This is a genomic window from Salmonella sp. 32070601201500089SM (assembly GCF_017573605.1).
GTDB classification, from domain to species: Bacteria; Pseudomonadota; Gammaproteobacteria; order Enterobacterales; family Enterobacteriaceae; genus Salmonella; species Salmonella enterica.
Window position 1 is genome coordinate 155851 of the sequence record NZ_JAGETK010000002.1, and the last position, 21669, is coordinate 177519.

Genomic DNA, 21669 nt, shown 5'->3' on the forward strand with positions numbered 1-21669 from the left:
AACGTTATCCGATGCGTGAAAAGAGGGATTTATGGAACATCAAAGAGAGCTATACCAGCAGCGCGGTTATAGCGAAGACTTATTACCTAAAACAGAAACCCAACGAAACTGGAAGGCATTTAACTATTTCACCTTATGGATGGGATCTGTACATAACGTGCCAAATTACGTTATGGTCGGCGGTTTTTTTATACTGGGGCTATCAACATTTAATATCATGTTGGCCATTATTATCAGCGCATTATTTATTGCGGCGGCGATGGTAATGAATGGCGCGGCAGGCAGCAAATATGGCGTTCCTTTTGCTATGATATTGCGAGGTTCTTACGGCGTCCGCGGCGCGCTATTCCCTGGATTATTGCGAGGGGGAATCGCGGCAATTATGTGGTTCGGCTTACAGTGTTACGCGGGATCGCTGGCATTTCTTATTTTGATTGGGAAGATCTGGCCAGGATTTCTGACATTAGGCGGAGATTTCAAGCTGCTGGGTCTTTCACTGCCAGGACTAATTACTTTTCTAATTTTTTGGATTATTAACGTTGGCATCGGTTTTGGCGGTGGTAAAGTATTAAATAAATTTACCGCTATTCTCAATCCATGTATTTACATTGTCTTTGGCGGCATGGCTATTTGGGCAATATCGCTGGTCGGCATTGGCCCGATTCTGGACTATCTGCCTTCAGGCGCGCAAAAAGCAGAGCACAGCGGCTTTCTGTTCCTGGTGGTGATTAACGCCGTAGTCGCCGTCTGGGCTGCGCCAGCAGTGAGTGCGTCCGATTTCACGCAAAACGCGCATTCATTTCGCGCTCAGGCATTGGGACAAACACTGGGGCTTATCGTAGCGTATATATTATTCGCCGTAGCCAGCGTGTGCATTATTGCCGGAGCCAGTATTCATTATGGTATGGATACCTGGAACGTGCTGGATATTGTGCAGCGCTGGGACAGCCTGTTTGCTTCATTCTTTGCGGTGCTGGTGATTCTGATGACGACAATTTCAACCAACGCCACCGGTAATATTATACCTGCGGGGTATCAAATTGCGGCGCTTGCCCCGACAAAGCTTAACTATAAAAATGGCGTAATGATTGCCAGTATTATCAGTCTACTGATTTGCCCATGGAAATTAATGGAGAATCAGGACAGTATTTATCTGTTCCTCGATATTATCGGCGGTATGCTTGGCCCGGTAATCGGCGTAATGTTAGCTCATTATTTTGTGGTAATGCGTGGAAAAATTAATCTTGATGAGCTGTACACCGCCAGCGGTGATTACAAATATTATGATAATGGATTTAACCTGACTGCATTTTCAGTCACCCTGGTCGCAGTCATTCTGTCATTAGGCGGCAAGTTTATACCATTTATGGAGCCTTTATCCCGCGTGTCCTGGTTTGTAGGCGTAATAGTTGCGTTCGTTGCTTATGCGCTATTGAAGAAACGCACGCGTTTTGAAAATACAGGAGAGCAAAAACTCGTAGGTTAAATATTGAAAAAGCATTAAGCGTATTTAATGAAGTGTGCGCTATTTAAAAACTATCTGTATCCATACAAGGAGTTTGTTATGTCTTTTGATTTAATTATTAAGAACGGTACTGTCATCTTAGAAAACGAAGCGAGAGTTATCGATATCGCCGTCCAGGGCGGAAAAATCGCCGCGATTGGCGAAAACCTGGGGGAAGCGAAAAATGTGCTGGATGCGACGGGATTGATCGTTTCGCCGGGCATGGTTGACGCGCATACCCACATTTCTGAACCGGGCCGTACCCACTGGGAAGGCTATGAAACCGGTACGCGCGCGGCGGCGAAAGGCGGTATTACCACGATGATTGAGATGCCGCTCAATCAGCTGCCGGCGACGGTCGATCGTGAGACGATTGAACTCAAGTTTGACGCGGCAAAAGGTAAATTGACCATCGACGCCGCGCAGTTGGGCGGTTTGGTCTCTTATAACCTGGATCGGCTGCATGAGCTGGACGAAGTGGGCGTTGTCGGCTTCAAGTGCTTTGTCGCCACCTGCGGCGATCGTGGCATCGATAATGATTTTCGCGACGTTAATGACTGGCAGTTTTACAAAGGCGCGCAAAAATTGGGGGAAATGGACCAGACGGTACTGGTACATTGCGAAAATGCTCTGATTTGCGATGAGCTGGGTGAAGAAGCTAAACGCGAAGGACGCGTAACGGCGCATGATTATGTCGCCTCACGTCCGGTATTTACTGAAGTGGAAGCCATTCGTCGCGTGCTGTATCTGGCGAAAGCGGCAGGTTGCCGTCTGCACGTTTGCCATATCAGCAGCCCGGAGGGGGTAGAGGAAGTAACGCGCGCGCGTCAGGAAGGTCAGGATGTCACCTGTGAATCGTGCCCGCACTATTTTGTCCTCGATACCGATCAGTTCGAAGAGATTGGCACCCTGGCAAAATGTTCTCCGCCAATTCGCGACCAGGAAAACCAGAAAGGGATGTGGGAAAAACTGTTTAACGGCGAAATCGACTGCCTGGTATCCGACCACTCTCCATGCCCTCCGGAAATGAAAGCAGGCAATATCATGCAAGCATGGGGTGGAATTGCCGGACTGCAAAACTGCATGGACGTCATGTTTGATGAAGCGGTGCAAAAACGCGGTATGTCGTTGCCGATGTTTGGCAAATTAATGGCGACCAACGCTGCCGATATTTTTGGTCTGAAACATAAAGGACGTATTGCCCCCGGCAAAGATGCTGACCTGGTCTTTATTCAGCCTGACAGCAGCTATGTTCTGAAAAATGAAGATCTGGAATATCGCCATAAAGTCAGTCCGTATGTTGGCCGTACTATTGGCGCGCGTATTACCAAAACGATTTTGCGCGGCGATGTTATTTATGACATCGAGCATGGCTTCCCTGTGCCGCCAAAAGGTCAGTTTATCCTTAAACATCAGCAGTAATCCGGTGTGATTTAATGCCCGTCGTCACGACGGGCATTCTCTATTTTAAGGTGTGGATATGTTCCCTGTTATTAACCGCGAAAGTGTATTGTCCGGCTTTCAGTGGTTTTTCTTTATTTTCTGTAACACGGTTGTGGTTCCCCCTACCTTGCTGTCCGCTTTTCATCTTCCCGCTGATAACCTGTTAATGCTCACACAATACGCTTTTTTGACCACCGCGTTGGCCTGCCTGGTTCAGGCATTTTGCGGCCATCGCCGGGCCATTATGGAAGGGCCGACAGGGCTGTGGTGGGGCGCTATTCTTACGATTACGCTTGGCGAGGCGTCTCGCGGCACGCCGCTGAACGATATCGCCTCCAGCCTGTCGGTCGGGATCGCGATCTCCGCAATGGTGACGATATTTATCGGCATTAGCGGCTTAGGACACCGTCTGGCTCGCCTGTTTACGCCGGCGGTAATGGTTTTTTTCATGCTGCTTTTGGGCGCGCAGCTGACCTCAATATTTTTTAAAGGCATGCTGGGGCTGCCTTTTGGCATTGCCGATACCAGCGCCAGAATCAAATTGGCCCCCTTTGGGCTGGCGGTCGCGGTGATGTGTTTTATCCTCGCGATGATTATTTTCCTGCAGCAGCGTATCTCCCGTTACGCGTTACTGGTAGGGACCGTGGTCGGGTGGGGGCTATGGCGGTTATGCTTTCCTTCATCACACTTACCGCCGGGTGAATTAAGCTGGCGATGGTTTCCGCTGGGCAGCCACGGCACGCTGATGCCGGGTATTATTGTGACGGCGGTGATGACGGGGTTAGTCAACATCAGCAACACTTACGGCGCCATCCGCGGTACCGATATCTTTTATCTGCATCAAGGGTCGGGCAGTTCTCGTTATCGCCGAAGCTTTATGATTTCCGGACTGATGACGTTAGTGACGGTGCCTTTTGCGGTCGTGCCTTTTTCGCCTTTTGTATCTTCCATTGGTTTATTAACGCAAACCGGCGACAGTTCTCGCAAATCCTTTATCTGCGGTAGCGCGCTGTGTCTGCTGGTTGCCATTATAACGCCGTTAACCCGCTTATTTTGCGCTATTCCACTGGCGATCAGCAGCGCCGTTATGCTGGTCTCTTATTTACCTTTACTTTATTCCGGTTTGGTTTTTAGCCAGCAAATTACGTTTACCGCGCGGAATATTTATCGCCTGGCATTACCGCTTTTTGTCGGCATTTTTTTGATGGGGCTTCCTCCGGTCTATTTACAGGATCTTCCACTGATGATTCGTCCTCTGCTTAGTAACGGATTACTGGTGGGAATCTTACTGGCAGTGCTTATGGAAAATCTTATTCCGTGGGAACGCATTAAATAACGTGAGAAAACAAGGAGACATGATGAAGATTGTAATTGCGCCAGATTCATTTAAAGAGAGCTTAAGCGCTGATAAATGCTGTCAGGCTATTAAAGCGGGATTTTCAACCGTATTTCCTGATGCGCGCTATGTTTGTTTACCGATCGCCGATGGCGGAGAAGGAACCGTGGACGCGATGGTGGCTGCGACCGGCGGGAAACGGGTTTCTGTGGACGTTAGCGGGCCGATGGGGGAAAAAGTAAACGGATTTTATGGCCTGACCGGCGACGGCAAAACGGCGATTATTGAAATGGCGGCGGCGAGCGGATTGATGCTGGTGGCGCCAGAGGCGCGTAATCCGTTGCTGGCATCCAGTTTCGGCACAGGCGAATTGATTCGTCACGCCCTGGACGCGGGAATTCGCCATATTATTCTGGGTATCGGCGGCAGCGCCACGGTGGATGGCGGAATGGGAGTAGCGCAGGCGCTCGGTGTGCGTTTTCTGGACGCGCAGGGAACGCCGCTTGGCGCCGGAGGGGGCAATTTATCGCGCCTGGCGAGCATTGACCTGCAGGGGTGCGATCCGCGAATTTCAGAGTGTCGTATTGAGGTCGCCTGTGATGTTGATAACCCGTTGGTGGGGCCACGCGGCGCGGCGGCGGTATTCGGTCCGCAGAAAGGGGCGACGCCTGAAATGGTCGAGACGCTGGAAAATGGATTACGTAATTATGCCCGTGTCTTACATGCCCTGACCGGACGCGACATGTCTCAAATACCGGGCGGTGGAGCGGCCGGAGGAATGGGGATTGCCGCTATCGTCTTCCTGGAAGCGGAAATGAAGCCCGGTATTGAGATTGTTATGCAGGCGGTGAAGCTGGAGGAGGCGGTAAAAGAGGCCTCGCTGGTGATTACCGGAGAAGGGCGAATCGACTCGCAAACGGCGGGAGGAAAAGCGCCGATAGGCGTCGCGTCAGTGGCGAAACGGCATCATGTCCCGGTTATCGGCATTGCTGGCGTACTGGGCGATGGCGTGGAAGTGGTCCATCGCCACGGTATTGATGCCGTATTCAGTATTTTGCCGCGGCTGGCGCCTTTGCCGGAAGTTCTGGCGAACGGTGAACAAAATCTCTACCACAGCGCCTGTAATATTGCCCGCGTCATCAAACTTGGCCAGGACATCGGGACTCGTTAAGCATAAAAAAAGCCACGGTTCTCACCGTGGCAAAATCCAACATAGCTAAATAAAAAATAATCAGGAGGGCTGCCCGCCGTTAAATCATAACGTCGCGGTTACAGTCTTTGGAGTAGATGTAGCTGAATGCTTCGCCACGACCTACACCGTATCCGGCCTGCAGGGAATAAGCACCCATGAAGATGTAGTCGCCTTTTTTCACCGGCACCCAGTTGTTGTCGAGGTTATAAACTCCCTGGCCGGAAAGGATATAAGCGCCATGTTCCTGGACGTGGGTTTCAATATAGCCGTGGCTGGCGCCCGGTTCGAACGACAGAATATGCATATTCATATCGAAGCCCAGCTCTTTAGGCAGGAAATCCAGCAGAATAACATCTTCCATGCCTTCATAATGAATACGCTCCAGCTGGCTGGCATTGCCGGAAACCAACCACGGGGCATGCCCCTCGACAGGAGTATAGCGGCGTTTATATAAAAATAGCTGGCTGTCTTCCGTTTGAGCGTTGCTAAAGGTCATCATCTCGCCCGGTGGACAATAGAGGTATCCGCCCTGGGTTAAAGAGAATGTTTTTCCTTCTGCTTTAGCTTCAATATTTCCCGCAATGACATAGAGAAAAGTTTCAATCCCCTCGCCGCCAAAGCCCTGCTGGTTGCCGCCATTCTGATGTAAGGTGACCAGATAATCGACGAAAGAAGCACCCAGCTTCGGCGTCGAAAGGATGGTGACGTCACAGTTTTCAAAGCCGGGAATAATATTTTTCACCAGACCGTCCGGCGTTAAGAGCGCATAGTTACCGTGTTTCACAATGGCGCGGTTCGCCAGTAAATCATCGCGGTAACCCGTGACGTTATTCAGATATCCCATTGATGGCTCCTTATTTTTGCCAGGCAAGTTGATGCAGCATTAATGCCAGAGTTTTGACCCCTTCAGCAAGGTCATTAATGTTGGTACGTTCCGCCGGGTTATGGCTGATACCATTAATGCTGGGGACGAAAATCATACAGGTAGGGACGCGCGGCGCGAAAATTTGCGCGTCATGACCTGCGCCGCTATGCATTATGCGATAGTTCAGTTGTTCGGTTTCACACAGCCTGGTGAGGGCCGCGACCAGTTCGGCGTTCATCGGCACCGGCGCTTCGTCCATCCACAAATCGATATCGATGCTGATATCCATTTCATCGCAGATGGCGCGCATATCGTTTTCCAACTGTTCGGTAAATTCGCGAAGTACCGCGGCGTCCGTATGCCGGCAATCGATTGTAAATGTGGTTTTTCCAGGGACAACATTGACCGTATTCGGCTGCGGCTCAACTTTGCCGAACGTTAATACCAGGGGATCGCCATGCTGTTTGGCTTTTTCAATGGACTGACTGCAAATACGACTGAAGGCATGCACCGTATCGCGACGATAGCCCATTGGCGTTGTGCCTGCATGGTTGGACTCGCCGTTGAGCGTCACCGTGTAGCGACGTTGCCCGACGATGGCGTTGACGACGCCAATCGACTGTCCGTTGCTCTCCAGAACGCAGCCTTGCTCAATATGCAATTCAACAAAGGCGCGGATATCGGTTCGCGCAGCGAGCGGCGCGGCGGGAAGGGTAAATCCGCACGCCTGCATAGCGTCGACAAAGCCTGTGCCTTTGGCGTCCTGGATATGGCGTACCTCTTCAGGATTCGCCAGGCCAAAAATGTTCTTGCTGCCCCAAAAAACGTAAGGGAAACGGCTGCCTTCTTCCTCAGCCATTGATACTACCTCGACGGTGCGCAGCGGCGCGCCGTAGGTCGCTTTTAGCCAGTCGAGCGCCAGCCAGGCGGCAAGCGCGCCGAATTGCCCGTCCAGATTGCCGCCGTTGACGACCGTATCAATATGCGAACCGCTTAAAATCACCTGCTCCGGAAATTGTGTGCCGCAAAGGCGGCCATATAAATTTCCGACGTCATCAAAGCGTGTCTCCAGACCGCTTTCTGCCATTCGCTTTTTAAACTGCTGCTGTGTTTCCAGCCACTCAGGCGAATAAAGTAAACGCGTCATTCCGCCCGTAGGATCGGCTCCAATGGAAGAGAGCCAGGGCAATGTTTCTTCTATCGCGTGGCGAAAATGCTTTATCATAGAAAATTCCTGTTTCAATAATTATTGGGCAAAGGGATTTTTTGTTTCGTATGACTTGAGATAGAGGGCATCGGAAATCAGATATTGATAAATATCATCAACAATATCGATACCATTCATATCGGCATTTTTCTGTTTAATATCCTGATCCTGTCCAGGATAATAAACCTGTTTAAAACCGGGGGCGGGCTTCACGGCATTGAGTTCCTGCATGGTCTGACTAATATGTTTGCGGAATAATTCACAGGAAGAAAAGAACGCCGGATTAATGACCAGATGAAGTTGTCCTAAATTGCGTCCGGCGTGTAAATCTTCATACATCGAACTGACCTGGCGGCCAAACGGCAGCCCCAGCAGAATGCCGGACAAAATATCGATCATCATCATCAGGCCGTAACCTTTCGGGCCTGCGGCGGGTAATAACGCATTGACGGCAAAAGGATCCTGTGTCGGCGCGCCGTTTTTATCGACGGCCCAACTCTCCGGAATGGACTCATTGCGGGACCGTGCATCGAGGACTTTTCCCCAGGCCTGCACGGTGGTGGCCATATCAAAGGTAATGATGTCATCGCCTTCGCCCGGCGCGGCAAAGGCCAGCGGATTAGTGCCATAGTAAATATCCGCCCCGCCAAACGGCACGACCATAGGATCGGACTGACAGATAGACAGACCAATCAGGCCTTCGCGAGCAGCCTGGCGGACGAAATAAGAGATGGCGCCGCTATGGCCCATTCTGCTAATGCCGACAACCGCGACGCCATTTTTTTTGGCTATTTCAATAGCATGCTCCATTCCCATTTTGGCTGCGACCTGTCCGGCAGCATTATCGGCATGCAGTATCGCCGTACAGGGACCGGTATTCTCAATGCGGAACGTCGGCTCCCGGTTGGTGCCGCCTTTTGAAATTCGTTCGGCATAATATTCAACGCGTACGGCGCCATGTGAGTGAATACCTCTGGCATCTGCATAAACCAGTACGTCGGCGACGGTGGCGGCGTGCTCACGTTTTAGTCCGGCTTTATAAAGCTTATTTTCGATAAGCTGATGGAGTGTTTCCCGACTGATTTTCATCTGTCTTCCTTTTTAACGACGGTGTGAAGCATGACTGCGATTAACATACCGGGAAAATAAAATGATTATGTGATCCAGACAGGCAAAAAAATATAATTAGAATTTATTTGATAATCAGGCGGGTTTTATCTTTTTGCTTAAATAAAAAGCTTTTTTAGAAAATCATAACTAATCCTTTAGCTGTTGTTTGAATTCTTTTGTTAATAAATTTGATGTGACGTTAATCACTCTATTTACCCTCCCGGATATATACCGTGAAGCGCACATTAACACTGCTCGTGCAATTGCAATGGGTGCAATTATTAAGGAGTTGTTATGATCCACGCCTTTATTAAAAAAGGGTGTTTTCAGGACTCTGTCAGCTTAATGATTATTTCTCGAAAGCTGAGTGAGTCCGAAAATGTTGATGATGTATCGGTAATGATGGGAACGCCTGCGAATAAGTCGCTGCTGGAAACTACCGGTTTCTGGCATGACGATTTTCATGGCGCTACGCCCAATGACATTTGCGTGGCGATTCGTACCGAAGCGGTAGATGACGGCATTACGCAAGTGATTGTGCGACAGCTCGAAGAAGCATTGCAGCAGTTGGCGCAGGGAAGCAGCGGCAGCCAGTCGTTAATCCAGGTCAGACGCTGGGAAAGTGCCTGTCAGAAACTGCCAGAGGCGAATCTGGCGCTGGTATCGGTGGCCGGCGAATATGCGGCGGAACTGGCGGAGCAGGCGCTGGATCGTTCGTTGAACGTGATGATCTTCTCCGATAATGTCACGCTGGACGATGAAATCAGACTAAAACGCCGGGCGCGTGATAAAGGACTGCTGGTCATGGGGCCGGATTGCGGCACCGCTATGATCGCCAATACGCCGCTGGCTTTCGCTAACGTCATGCCAGAGGGCAACATCGGGGTGATTGGCGCTTCCGGCACCGGTATTCAGGAGCTCTGTTCACAGATTGCGCTGGCGGGGGAAGGGATTACCCATGCCATCGGGCTTGGCGGACGCGATTTGAGCGCCGAGGTCGGCGGGATCAGCGCGCTAACGGCACTGGAGATACTCAGCGCGGATGAAAAGAGCCAGGTGCTGGCCTTTGTCTCCAAACCGCCTGCCGATGCGGTTCGTCAGCATATTATCGCGGCGATGAAAGCCACCGGGAAACCCGTTGTAGCGCTGTTCTTAGGGTTTTCCTCCCCCGTTGCGCGTGAGGAAAACGTCTGGTTTGCCTCGACGCTGGATGAAGCCGCCCGACTGGCATGTTTATTGTCTCGCGTGACGTCGCAGCGTAAAGAAATGGTTTCAACAGGCGGCGTGATTCGTGGTCTCTATACCGGCGGAACGCTGGCGGCGGAAGCGGCGGGGCTGCTGGCCGGCTATCTGGGCGTCGCGGCGGATACGGAACATCACCATGGCATGATGCTTGACGCTGACGGCCACCAGATTATCGATCTGGGCGATGACTTTTATACCGTTGGGCGACCACATCCAATGATCGACCCAGCGTTACGTAATCAGCTTATCGCCGGGCTTGGCGCGCAGCCGCAGGTACGCGTGTTATTAGTAGACGTCGTTATTGGTTTTGGCGCGACCGCCGATCCCGCCGCATCGCTGATTCAGGCCTGGCAGAAGGCATGTGCCGCACGCGCCGGCGACCAGCCGCTGTTCGCCATCGCAACCGTCACCGGAACGGAACGCGATCCTCAGTGCCGCTCGCAACAAATCGCCGCGCTCGAAGATGCCGGCATCACGGTAGTGGATTCTCTTCCCGAAGCCACTCTGTTGGCCGCGGAACTGATTCGACCACCCCTCTCTTCAACTCATCCATCAGCTCCCCGGTTACTGGAAGCGGTAGCGGTGATTAATGCCGGGTTACGTAGCTTCGCGCTGGATTTACAGGCTGCCGGTATGCCCGTGGTGCACTACCAGTGGGCGCCTGTCGCTGGCGGTAATAAAAAACTGGCTCGTCTGTTAAACGTTTGCAATAAGGGGTTCCCATGTTTACATCAGTGGCGCAAGCCAACGCTGCAGTCATCGAACAAATTCGTCGCGCACGTCCGCACTGGCTGGATGTGAAGCCAGCTTCTTCATTAATTAGCGTGCTCAATCAGGGGAAAACGCTTCTTCATGCCGGGCCGCCGATGCGTTGGCAAGAGATGACCGGCCCGATGAAAGGCGCCTGTATCGGCGCATGCCTGTTTGAAGGATGGGCCAAAGATGAAATGAGCGCGCTCGCGCTGTTAGAGCAGGGAAAGGTCAACTTTATTCCCTGCCATCACGTTAACGCCGTGGGGCCGATGGGCGGTATTACGTCAGCCAGTATGCCGATGCTGGTCGTGGAAAATATCACCGACGGCAATCGCGCGTACTGCAATCTCAACGAAGGGATCGGCAAAGTGATGCGTTTCGGCGCCTATGGCGAGGATGTTCAGCAACGTTTGCGCTGGATGCGTGATGTGCTGATGCCGGTATTAAGCGCGGCGCTGGGACGTCTGGAGCGGGGGCTCGACCTGACCGCAATGATGGCGCAGGGCATTACGATGGGAGATGAATTCCACCAGCGCAATATCGCTTCTTCCGCATTGCTGATGCGCACGTTGGCGCCGCATATCGCCCGTCTGGAACATGATAAGCAGCAGATAGCGGAAGTGATGGATTTTCTGAGCGTCACCGATCAATTCTTCCTTAATCTGGCGATGGCCTACTGTAAAGCCGCCATGGACGCGGGCGCGCAGATTCGCGCCGGCAGTATTGTGACGGCGATGACCCGTAATGGCGATATGTTTGGCATTCGGGTTAGCGGTCTGGGCGACCGTTGGTTCACCGCGCCTGTTAATACGCCGCAGGGGCTATTTTTTACCGGTTTTTCGCAGGATCAGGCCAACCCGGACATGGGCGACAGCGCCATTACTGAAACGTTTGGTATTGGCGGCGCTGCGATGATTGCCGCGCCTGGCGTAACGCGTTTTGTCGGTGCCGGGGGAATGGAAGCGGCGAAATCTGTTTCTGAAGAGATGGCTGAAATTTATCTCGAACGCAACATGCAGCTACAAATCCCCGGCTGGGATTTTCAGGGGGCCTGTCTGGGACTGGATATCCGCCGCGTGGTCGAGACCGGAATTACGCCGCTGATTAACACGGGTATCGCGCATAAAGAGGCGGGGATTGGCCAGATTGGCGCGGGAACCGTCCGTGCGCCGCTGGCCTGTTTCGAGCAGGCGCTGGAAGCGCTGGCGGAAAGCATGGGCGTAAGTTAAGAGTGCGTCTCATGAAACGTATCCATCCTCTTATGGCAAGCCGACAATCGGCGGATTATCGGCAACCCTGGCAGATGTCAGGGGTATGGCGTCGCTCTATTAATTTTGTGGCGAAAAGCGGTGAATTATTAACGCTTCACCGTCGGGGGAGCGGCTTCAGTCCGGGAGGGTGGATACTGCGCGGCGGCGATTTTGACGCCTTGCGCGATGTGCTCACCGATGGCGAAAAACCGCAGTCAACCGCTGCCGGTATTCAGATTGGCGAGTTTCTTTTATGCGAGCCGGAGAGGCGCTGTTTACTGCGGGTTCCACGCTATCTTGCGTCGCCGCGTCTTAACGCGACGTACATGCAGCGTAGTGAGGAGACGGGGCTGTTTGGGCCGTTAACTGTCGCCGCAGCTCAGCCTCTATGTCCGGAACTTCGCCAGTTTTGTCACTGCTTTCAGTCGGCGCTTGCAGGTGCTGCGACTGACTGGCGGCTATGGCTGGGTAAAGGGCCGGGCTTAACGCCCAGTCATGACGACACGCTGACGGGAATGTTGCTGGCGGCCTGGTATTTTGGCGCCATAGATGAACGCGCCGGGCGTAATTTTTTTGCCCAATCCGGCAGCCTTGATCGGGCGACGACGCTCGTGAGCGTTAGCTATTTACGCTATGCGGCTATGGGTTATTTCGCGTCGCCTTTACTCCACTTTATTCATGCGCTGCGACGAGATGTTCGCACAGAAACGGCGATTGATGGACTGCTGGCGCTGGGGCACACCTCTGGCGCGGATACGCTGCTGGGGTTCTGGCTTGGACAACAAATAGTAAAAGGATAGGGAATGAAAACGTTGGTAGTTGCTCTTGGCGGCAACGCATTATTGCAGCGCGGAGAAGCGCTAACGGCAGAGAATCAATATCGCAATATTGCTGACGCGGTGCCTGCGCTGGCGCGACTTGCCCGCTCGTATCGGCTGGCGATAGTACATGGCAACGGCCCCCAGGTCGGCCTGTTGGCTTTACAGAACCTTGCCTGGAAAGCCGTTGAGCCTTATCCGCTGGATGTGCTGGTGGCGGAAAGTCAGGGAATGATCGGCTATATGCTGGCGCAACGTCTGGCGCTTGAACCCGATATGCCGCCGGTGACTGCGGTATTAACGCGAATAAAGGTATCGGCGGACGATCCTGCTTTTCTTGAACCGGAAAAGTTTATCGGTCCCGTTTATTCGCCAGAAGAGCAAATGGCGCTGGAAGCGACTTATGGCTGGCATATGAAACGTGATGGAAAATATCTGCGCCGTGTCGTCGCTTCCCCGGCGCCGCGTCAGATTATCGAAAGCGCCGCTATTGAGTTATTGCTAAAAGAGGGCCATGTGGTGATTTGCAGCGGCGGTGGCGGGGTACCTGTTGCTGGCGAGGGCGAAGGGGTCGAGGCGGTGATAGATAAAGACCTGGCGGCGGCATTGCTGGCGGAGCAGATAGCGGCCGATGGTCTGATCATTTTGACGGATGCGGATGCGGTGTATGAACATTGGGGAACGCCGCAGCAGCGCGCTATTCGTCAGGCTTCGCCCGATGAGCTGGCGCCGTTTGCCAAAGCCGATGGCGCGATGGGACCGAAGGTGACCGCGGTAAGCGGGTATGTGAAGCGGTGCGGAAAGCCGGCATGGATTGGCGCGCTGTCGCGTATTGACGATACCCTGGCGGGCAGGGCGGGAACCTGCATCTGTCTGTGATCGCGACGGGCGGCAACAGAGAATGCGCCGCCCACGCTGTTTATTTAAGCTTACTTTGCGCCCAGATAATGCCGCTGGCGTATTCGCCCGGCAGGAGCGGAGAGAGCGCTTCCAGGGTGGCGCTAAGACGTGACGTATCGCTGTCGGTCAGATTCAGATGGCCGACTTTTCGCCCCGGACGTACCGCTTTATCATACCAGTGCAGATGTACCAGCGGCAGCTTCAGCCAGTCGTAATTCAGCTCGCTGCCGATCAGGTTGATCATCACCGACGGGGCGTTAATCACCGGCGCGGGCAACGGCAGGCCGGTAATCGCGCGCAAATGCAATTCAAACTGACTGATGCTGGCGCCATTTTGCGTCCAGTGTCCGCTGTTATGCACGCGCGGCGCCAGTTCATTGATTAACAGGCCTTCCGGCGTGATAAAACATTCCATCGCCATTACGCCGACGTAGTTCAGCGCCTGCATAATTGCTGACAGCATCGATTCCGCCTGCTCCTGCTGTTCGGCGTTCGCCTGTGGGAACGCGACGCTGGTCCGCAAGATGCCGTCCTGATGCAAATTGTGCGTTAGCGGGTAAAACACGGTACTGCCGTCATGAGCGCGCGCGCCGACTAACGACACTTCGCCGGAAAAATGGATACCGCGCTCAACAATACATTCGCCATAGCAGTCATCCGGCAGTTGCCCGGTTTCGTCCGCGCGTAGACGCCACTGCCCGCGACCGTCGTAGCCGCCAACGCGACGCTTAATAATCGCCAGTTCGCCCAGGCGGTCAAAGATGCCGGACCACTCGTCGGTGCTGGTCAGCAGCTGCCACGGCGCGGTCGCGAGTCCCAGTTTATCGAAAAGCTGTTTTTGTGTCAGACGGTCGGCGATGATCGGAAATACATCGCGATTGACGAAGGCCGGGTGGCGCGCCAGCTCGCGGGTAAGCGCGGTTTCCGGCCAGCGCTCAATCTCTGCGGTAATGACGCTCTGCTGTACCGGCACGGCGGTAGGCTCTGCATCCAGACCAACCGGCCAGACGGCGATACCCAGCGGTTCGCCCGCCTGGCGCAGCATTCGGCCCAGTTGCCCGTTGCCGAGAACGCAAACTTGCTTCATAGCGTTCTCCGCGGATCGGGATTTTCCAGAACTTCATCGGTTTGCGCTTTGCGCCAGTCAGCGATGCGCTGATGCAGTTCCGCGTCGTGTTGCGCCAGAATCTGCGCGGCGAGCAGGGCGGCGTTAGCGGCACCGGCTTTACCGATCGCCAGCGTACCCACCGGAATGCCGCGCGGCATCTGCACGATGGAGTAGAGGCTATCCACGCCGCTTAGCGCAGCGCTTTGTACCGGCACGCCGAGTACCGGGACCAGCGTTTTTGCCGCAATCATTCCCGGCAGGTGCGCCGCGCCGCCCGCGCCGGCAATAATCACTTGATATCCGTTCTCTTCCGCCGTTTCGGCGAAGCTGAACAGTTTATCGGGGGTGCGATGAGCGGAAACCACTTCTACATGGTGCGGGACATCCAGAATTTCAAAAATTTCGGCGGCGAATTGCATGGTAGCCCAGTCGCTTTTGGACCCCATCACGATGGCGACACGCGCCGGATTATTGCGGGAAGACATGCGTCTTAAAACTCCTGTGGTGCGGGACACGCTGCTTTTGAGGTGTCAAAGAATAGCATGATAATCAGGCAAGGAAAACGGTTGCGTGTGCGCCGTAACGGACGATTCGACGAACATTTACAGGGGGAAGGCGATTAACTCAACGTTGTCCGGCGTGACTTTTACCATTGAACCTTCATGATGCCATGCGCCTAACACCACGCGGAACGCGGGCTGGTCGTTGACGGAAAGTTCATGCACCGCCGGGCGGTGGGTGTGACCGTGAACCAGCCACTGTACGCGGTGTTTTTCCATTTCGGCGACGACGGTCTGCGCATTGACGTCCATAATATCCAGCGATTTGCTGCTGTTGGCGGCTTTACTGCCGGCGCGCATTCTGGCGGCGATACGGCGGCGGATAAACAGCGGCAGGGTAAGGAATAGTCGTTGAACCCACGGATTATGGACTTTGGCGCGAAACGCCTGATATCCGGCATCATCGGTACAGAGCGTATCGCCGTGCATAATCAACACATTGCGGCCATACAGGTCGAGCACTTTTTCCTGCGGCAGTAGAATCATGCCGCTTTCGCGGGCAAAGCGTTTGCCAATCAGGAAGTCGCGATTACCATGAATAAAGAAGCAGGGGACGCCGGAATCAACCAGCGATTTAATGGCAACGGCCATTTCACGATGTAGCGGGTTGGGGTCGTCGTCGCCAATCCAGGCATCGAAGAGATCGCCAAGAATATACAGCGCGTCGGCCTGGCGGGCTTCTACGGCTAAAAAACGCAGAAAACCGGCGACGATCGCCGGTTCTTCCGTTTGCAGATGCAAGTCTGCAATAAACAGTGTCGCCACGATTACTCGCTGACGGTCACGTTTTCAATGATGACGTCTTCTTTTGGTACGTCCTGGTGCATACCGCTACGGCCAGTGGCGACGCCTTTGATTTTATCTACCACGTCCATACCTTCTACAACTTCCGCAAAGACGCAGTAGCCCCAGCCCTGCAGACTTTCGCCGGAGAAGTTCAGGAAGTCGTTGTCTGCCACGTTGATGAAGAATTGCGCGGTAGCCGAATGTGGCGCCTGAGTACGTGCCATTGCCAACGTACCACGGGTATTTTTCAGACCATTGTTGGCTTCGTTTTTGATCGCCTCTTTGGTGGCTTTCTGTTTCATGCCCGGCTCAAAGCCGCCGCCCTGAATCATGAAACCGTTAATCACACGGTGGAAAATGGTGTTGTTGTAAAAACCTTCGCGGCAGTAGTCCAGGAAGTTTTTAACTGTTTCAGGCGCTTTATCATCAAAGGTTTTGATTACGATATCGCCGTGATTAGTGTGGAAAGTAACCATTTTTGCATCCTGTTCCAAGAGAGTGGTGCTTTAGCCCGCAATGGGGCACATATAGGGGCTTGTTATAGCATAACCGTAAGCTGCGATCACCTTGCAAAGTGTGCTGCTTCAAGGTTGAATTATGAGTATTATACACACCTAATTACCCACACACGTCTATACGGAATCTTCGATGTTAAAAATTTTTAATACACTGACGCGCCAAAAAGAGGAATTCAAACCCATTCATGCCGGGGAAGTCGGCATGTACGTGTGTGGTATCACCGTTTACGATCTCTGCCACATTGGCCACGGACGCACGTTTGTCGCTTTTGACGTTGTCGCGCGCTATTTGCGTTTTCTCGGTTATAAGCTGAAGTATGTGCGTAACATTACCGATATCGACGATAAAATTATTAAACGTGCCAATGAAAACGGCGAAAGTTTTGTCGCGCTGGTCGACAGAATGATTGCGGAAATGCATCAGGACTTCGACGCGCTGAATATTCTGCGTCCGGACAGCGAGCCGCGTGCGACGCACCATATTCAGGAAATTATCGAACTCACCCGCACCTTAATCGAGAAAGGGCACGCCTATGTGGCGGATAACGGCGATGTGATGTTTGATGTACCGACCGATCCGACTTATGGGCAGCTTTCCCGTCAGGATCTTGAGCAGCTTCAGGCGGGCGCGCGCGTGGATGTCGTTGACGTGAAGCGTAACCCGATGGACTTCGTGCTGTGGAAAATGTCGAAAGAGGGCGAGCCGAGCTGGCCGTCGCCGTGGGGCGAAGGGCGTCCGGGCTGGCACATTGAATGTTCGGCGATGAACTGCAAGCAGTTGGGCAACCATTTTGATATTCACGGCGGCGGTTCCGATCTGATGTTCCCGCACCATGAAAACGAGATTGCCCAGTCTACCTGCGCGCATGACGGCGAATACGTCAACTACTGGATGCACTCCGGTATGGTGATGGTGGATCGCGAGAAGATGTCCAAATCGCTGGGCAATTTCTTTACCGTGCGCGACGTGCTGAAATACTACGATGCGGAAACTGTGCGCTACTTCCTGATGTCCGGGCATTACCGTAGCCAACTGAACTACAGCGAAGAGAACCTCAAGCAGGCGCGCGCCTCGCTGGAGCGGTTATACACTGCATTGCGTGGAACGGATAAATCAGCGGCCCCGGCGGGCGGCGAGGCGTTTGAAGCGCGTTTCGTGGAGGCGATGAATGACGATTTCAATACCCCGGAAGCCTACTCCGTCCTGTTTGATATGGCGCGTGAAGTCAACCGTCTGAAGGGCGAAGATATGACCGCCGCGAATGCGATGGCGTCTCATCTGCGGAAGATTTCCGGCGTGCTGGGACTGCTGGAGCAGGAGCCGGATGTTTTCCTGCAAAGCGGCGCGCAGGCGGATGACGGTGAAGTTGCGGAAATTGAAGCCTTGATTCAACAGCGTCTGGATGCCCGTAAAGCGAAAGACTGGGCGGCGGCGGACGCGGCGCGCGATCGCCTGAACGAGATGGGTATTGTGCTGGAAGATGGCCCGCAAGGCACCACCTGGCGGCGTAAGTAAGCGCTTTTACAGGCCGCTCTATTTGGCATAGAACGGCCTGTTTTTTATTTTTTCGCGCCGGGCGAAAGATAAACGCACACCGACTCCCCCAGATTCTGATGTTCACACCCGGGTATTGCCCGGCTGTAATGGGCAATAAAGCGGATGACGCTGTCGCCGCTGTTTAGCCCCACATTTCCTTTTCGCAGCAATTCTGCTGGCTGATCGTCGGTGAAAACGTTAGGGGTGAACAGTTTTGCGCCTAATCGTTCAAAAGTGCCAGCACTAACGATAGAGGGTTGATAACCCTGAAGCTGCAACCAGCGGCGGGCATCATTACGTGACCAAATCTGCGCATCGTTTGCTCGCGCAAACACTTCGAGAAGCCAGCCATTCGAATTCTGATAAGGGCCGGAAAAAGGCCACGCAATCAGGTTATAGCGGGGACTGTGGAAGAGATTGAGTTTGATAGCGCTATGTAAGAGCGTTTGTAATGCCGTCGCGATATCTGAACGCGGGCGCAAAACGGCAATGCTCTGATTCACCAGATCATCAGCCAGAAACTCATACAGACCTTGTATATAGAGCGCTGATTCAGCGGTTCCGCAAGTATTCAGATTATGGTAAACCCGCCAGTCTCCGTTTGGCTGGCGCATGGCATAGCCAGCATGTGACCAGGTTAAATGTCGGCTCGACATATCTTGCCCCTGGCGAACCAGAATGACGACCGGATCGGATTGACTGTTAAGCTGTTGTTTGAGCTGTAGCGCCTGATCCATTGTCGCTGCGATGCTCTCCGGCGTGTTTGCTTTTTGGTGACAGTTAGCACTGTCTGCATAAGCGTTGAGCGAGATTGCGCTGAGCCACAGGGCAAACGCGAACCGCTTCATTTGGCCGGTACCGTCTGGTTGCTGGAAAGTCCTGCGTCGTCCTGATTTACCATATGGGCAAGGACTTTGCCCTCTTTTTTCAAATAAGCGCCGGTGCCTTCCTGCGTTTTTTCCAGAGTGACTTTATCACCTGCTTTGAGGTTGCCTTCTTTGACGACATGTAGCGGAACTTGCATTTTAATGTCTTTGTTATCGGGGGACTTAGTGGTTAACAGCGCGGTTTTTTGCTTTTTATTTTCGACAACAGATCCAATACTCAGGTTGAGCGGCAGCAGTACGGGGGAGAGTATAATTCCGCTAACCAGTGCGGAACTGCCCACGCTGACAACCGCAGACGATGCCGCATACCATCCAGTGGCAGACATTTCTTCGCTATAGCTGGCGTGGGAAAATGAGAAACAGACGACCGCGGCGGCGAATGTCATTTTATTCATATTGATTCCTTTTAATATGCGTTTTAAGTACCCATAGAAATAACACTAAAATACTTCCCGGCAACCACACCCACAGCAATTCTGAGAGAATGACCTGATGTCCATACGGCGTGATGTAGCTTGAAAGCGCGAACGGCGCGACTTTAATCACCTGCCAGGGCGCAAAAAAACGTTCATCTGACCACGGCCACAGCCATCCGACGCCTTTACCACCCGTGGTTATCGAATCCAGCAGGCTGTGCGACAACAATGAAACGGTTAAAAACAGCCAGCAGCGCACCTGCCCAGCTCGAAACCATCGTCGTCCCGCGAGTACGCACAACAGGGGGAGGACGAATGCGAAAAGTAAAGAGTGGGTAAATCCGCGATGGCCGAACACGTTGCCGTAGGCGACGCCAAATTTAAAGGCCAGCACGTCGGCATCGGGGAGCATCGCCAGCACAACACCGGCAAATAGCAGGCGAGGAGGGATAACTTTCAGGCCTAAGCCTGCGCCAAGACACAGAGGAACGGCGGCGTGGGTGATAACGGTAGGCATAGCGATGGTTCACAGGGAAATAGCCATGCTAGCAGTTGGAACGCAGAGGATTAAGTGGATGATTATCTGAAAAGACAGCGTAATCAGGCCGGATAAGACGCTTTGCGTCGCTATCCGGCACTCTGTATCAGGCCACGACGTTCACACTTTGGCCTTCGAAGCTAACGGTTTGCCCGGCGACAATTTTGCAGCGTTTACGCGTTTCAACCGCGCCATCAACCTTCACCAACCCGTCGGCAATGGCGATTTTCGCCTGCGCGCCGCTTTCGCTCCAGCCTTCCAGCTTGAGCAGATCGCACAGCTCGACGTGCGGGTGCTTGCCTAAAGAGAATGTCGCCATGTTATTTTCCTTGTGGATCGTGATATTCAATGCACGCCTGCAGCGTGTTTTCGATAAGCGTGGCGACCGTCATCGGGCCGACGCCGCCCGGTACTGGCGTGATGTATGACGCGCGCGCCGCGGCTTCGTCAAACACGACGTCGCCAACGACCTTGCCATTTTCCAGACGGTTAATACCGACATCAATCACAATTGCGCCTTCTTTAATCCATTCGCCGGGAATAAAGCCCGGTTTACCTACGGCGACAATGAGCAAATCAGCATGCTCGACATGGTGACGCAGATCTTTGGTAAAGCGGTGCGTAACGGTAGTCGTACAGCCAGCCAGCAGCAGCTCCATGCTCATTGGGCGTCCAACGATATTGGACGCGCCAATGACCACCGCATTCAAGCCGTAGGTATCAATATTGTAACGCTCAAGCAGGGTCACTATACCGCGGGGCGTACAGGGACGCAGGCGCGGCGCACGCTGGCACAGACGACCGACATTATAAGGATGAAAACCGTCTACGTCTTTATCTGGCGCGATACGCTCCAGCACTTTAACGTTGTCGATGCCTGCCGGTAAAGGCAACTGCACCAGAATACCGTCGATCGTGTTATCTGCATTCAGAGTATCGATAAGCGCCAGCAGTTCGGCTTCGCTGGTGGTTTCTGGCAGGTCATAGGAGCGGGAGACGAATCCCACTTCGTCGCACGCTTTACGTTTGCTTGCGACATAAATCTGTGAGGCCGGATTGCTGCCGACCAACACCACAGCCAGGCCGGGAGCGCGAAGACCTGCTGCGACGCGTGCCTGAACTTTTTGAGCAACCTCAGATCGCACCTGCTGCGCAATCGTTTTACCGTCAATAATCTTTGCTGCCATCAGAGAGAAGATTCCATCTGTTACTTCAAGTCAAAGGGGATAACGCTATTTTGTCAGAAGCGGGCCTCGCTGTCAGTTAACGTTTGTGTTTCCGATGCAAACGCGACGTCTCCCCCGTCCGTTGACGATACTGAGACGTGACCCGTAAGCGCGCCATGATTAACCAAAAAGAAACAATTCATCACCCTGGCTATGGTTACCGTAATCCCTCGCCGTTAATAGCATCGGGCGGCATAATGCGACATTTTATACAAAATAAGATTAGACCCTTCTTATATCCAAATAAGAATTAGCTTAGGTCATTAAAAGAGTTTGCGGCTATTTTTTATTTAGCGAAATGTTTAATTTATTACCGTGACGAAATGTCATATTCGCAAAGATTAATTACTGCGTCTGATACTCAGGGGAGAAACAGAAAACTAATTAATCTGCGATATCTATCTTTACAGGATGCAGAGATAACTTTTCTGACATGCTATGTCGATAATAATTCAAACGGAGCCGACAGG

General features: G+C 53.0%; 20 protein-coding genes and 1 pseudogene. 9 read left to right on the top strand and 12 right to left on the bottom strand.

The window, feature by feature from the left end; all coding sequences use genetic code 11:
- Positions 1-31: 31 nt before the first annotated feature.
- From J4728_RS04210 to glxK, 4 genes are all read left to right on the top strand, one after another.
- A complete protein-coding gene (locus J4728_RS04210; RefSeq protein WP_208211266.1) occupies positions 32-1486 on the top strand; it encodes an allantoin transporter in 1455 nt (484 codons plus the stop codon).
- A gap of 78 nt (positions 1487-1564) precedes the next feature.
- The gene (allB, locus tag J4728_RS04215; protein ID WP_000006865.1) at positions 1565-2926 is read left to right on the top strand and encodes an allantoinase AllB; all 1362 of its coding nucleotides are present in this window, start codon (positions 1565-1567) and stop codon (positions 2924-2926) included.
- A 58-nt stretch (positions 2927-2984) separates the two neighbouring features.
- Positions 2985-4283, top strand: coding sequence for a uracil/xanthine transporter (locus tag J4728_RS04220; RefSeq protein WP_000484505.1), 1299 nt, complete (start codon positions 2985-2987; stop codon positions 4281-4283).
- 22 nt (positions 4284-4305) lie between these two features.
- Positions 4306-5454, top strand: coding sequence for a glycerate 3-kinase (gene glxK, locus J4728_RS04225; protein ID WP_000706331.1), 1149 nt, complete (start codon positions 4306-4308; stop codon positions 5452-5454).
- 79 nt (positions 5455-5533) lie between these two features.
- Here glxK and allE read toward each other — a convergent pair whose 3' ends face one another.
- Genes allE through allD form a run of 3 tightly spaced genes read right to left on the bottom strand, consistent with a single transcriptional unit; the run spans position 5534 to position 8636 of the window.
- Positions 5534-6319, bottom strand: coding sequence for a (S)-ureidoglycine aminohydrolase (gene allE / locus J4728_RS04230; RefSeq protein ID WP_000540981.1), 786 nt, complete (start codon positions 6317-6319; stop codon positions 5534-5536).
- Positions 6320-6329: 10 nt separating this feature from the next.
- Positions 6330-7565 (bottom strand): allantoate deiminase, encoded by a 1236-nt coding sequence (gene allC, locus J4728_RS04235; protein ID WP_000589769.1) that lies wholly within the window; start codon positions 7563-7565, stop codon positions 6330-6332.
- A 21-nt stretch (positions 7566-7586) separates the two neighbouring features.
- Complete coding sequence (gene allD / locus J4728_RS04240) at positions 7587-8636, bottom strand: ureidoglycolate dehydrogenase AllD (protein ID WP_020438191.1); 1050 nt, start codon at positions 8634-8636, stop codon at positions 7587-7589.
- 315 nt (positions 8637-8951) lie between these two features.
- On the opposite strand from allD, the pseudogene J4728_RS04245 reads away from it, so the two are divergent.
- The 4 genes and pseudogenes from J4728_RS04245 to J4728_RS04260 all read left to right on the top strand — a co-directional run.
- Positions 8952-10601, top strand: a pseudogene (locus J4728_RS04245) (acyl-CoA synthetase FdrA); the annotation flags it as partial.
- 23 nt (positions 10602-10624) lie between these two features.
- Complete coding sequence (locus J4728_RS04250) at positions 10625-11884, top strand: DUF1116 domain-containing protein (RefSeq protein ID WP_000495330.1); 1260 nt, start codon at positions 10625-10627, stop codon at positions 11882-11884.
- An 11-nt stretch (positions 11885-11895) separates the two neighbouring features.
- Positions 11896-12705, top strand: a complete 810-nt coding sequence (locus J4728_RS04255) for a DUF2877 domain-containing protein (protein WP_001523274.1) — start codon at positions 11896-11898, stop codon at positions 12703-12705.
- Between the two features lie 3 nt (positions 12706-12708).
- Positions 12709-13602 (top strand): carbamate kinase, encoded by an 894-nt coding sequence (locus J4728_RS04260; RefSeq protein WP_000855337.1) that lies wholly within the window; start codon positions 12709-12711, stop codon positions 13600-13602.
- A 40-nt stretch (positions 13603-13642) separates the two neighbouring features.
- Here J4728_RS04260 and purK read toward each other — a convergent pair whose 3' ends face one another.
- The 4 genes from purK to ppiB form a co-directional block, all read right to left on the bottom strand.
- Positions 13643-14710, bottom strand: a complete 1068-nt coding sequence (gene purK / locus J4728_RS04265) for a 5-(carboxyamino)imidazole ribonucleotide synthase (RefSeq protein ID WP_000815603.1) — start codon at positions 14708-14710, stop codon at positions 13643-13645.
- Positions 14707-15216, bottom strand: coding sequence for a 5-(carboxyamino)imidazole ribonucleotide mutase (purE, locus tag J4728_RS04270; protein ID WP_064047292.1), 510 nt, complete (start codon positions 15214-15216; stop codon positions 14707-14709). Before purE ends, purK begins: the two co-directional genes overlap by 4 nt.
- A 117-nt stretch (positions 15217-15333) precedes the next feature.
- On the bottom strand, positions 15334-16056 hold the full coding sequence (gene lpxH, locus J4728_RS04275) for a UDP-2,3-diacylglucosamine diphosphatase (protein WP_208211269.1): 723 nt from the start codon (positions 16054-16056) through the stop codon (positions 15334-15336).
- A 2-nt stretch (positions 16057-16058) separates the two neighbouring features.
- Positions 16059-16553 (bottom strand): peptidylprolyl isomerase B, encoded by a 495-nt coding sequence (gene ppiB / locus J4728_RS04280; RefSeq protein WP_000255991.1) that lies wholly within the window; start codon positions 16551-16553, stop codon positions 16059-16061.
- A gap of 172 nt (positions 16554-16725) precedes the next feature.
- Here ppiB and cysS point away from each other — a divergent pair, with 172 nt between their 5' ends.
- Positions 16726-18111: a cysteine--tRNA ligase gene (gene cysS / locus J4728_RS04285; protein ID WP_208211272.1), complete on the top strand. Its 1386-nt coding sequence runs from the start codon at positions 16726-16728 to the stop codon at positions 18109-18111.
- 44 nt (positions 18112-18155) lie between these two features.
- Here the strand turns inward: cysS and J4728_RS04290 are convergent, their stop codons facing one another.
- The 5 genes from J4728_RS04290 to folD all read right to left on the bottom strand — a co-directional run bounded on the left by J4728_RS04290 (position 18156) and on the right by folD (position 21160).
- Positions 18156-18980, bottom strand: a complete 825-nt coding sequence (locus tag J4728_RS04290; protein WP_080204031.1) for a DUF2145 domain-containing protein — start codon at positions 18978-18980, stop codon at positions 18156-18158.
- Positions 18977-19414, bottom strand: coding sequence for an STM0539 family protein (locus J4728_RS04295; RefSeq protein WP_001038580.1), 438 nt, complete (start codon positions 19412-19414; stop codon positions 18977-18979). Before J4728_RS04295 ends, J4728_RS04290 begins: the two co-directional genes overlap by 4 nt.
- Complete coding sequence (locus J4728_RS04300; RefSeq protein ID WP_001143571.1) at positions 19407-19952, bottom strand: metal-dependent hydrolase; 546 nt, start codon at positions 19950-19952, stop codon at positions 19407-19409. Before J4728_RS04300 ends, J4728_RS04295 begins: the two co-directional genes overlap by 8 nt.
- A gap of 127 nt (positions 19953-20079) precedes the next feature.
- Positions 20080-20292, bottom strand: coding sequence for a ribosome-associated protein YbcJ (gene ybcJ, locus J4728_RS04305; RefSeq protein ID WP_000190278.1), 213 nt, complete (start codon positions 20290-20292; stop codon positions 20080-20082).
- A gap of 1 nt (position 20293) precedes the next feature.
- Entirely contained in the window at positions 20294-21160 is an 867-nt protein-coding gene (folD, locus tag J4728_RS04310; protein WP_000729165.1) for a bifunctional methylenetetrahydrofolate dehydrogenase/methenyltetrahydrofolate cyclohydrolase FolD, read from the bottom strand.
- Positions 21161-21669 lie beyond the last annotated feature (509 nt).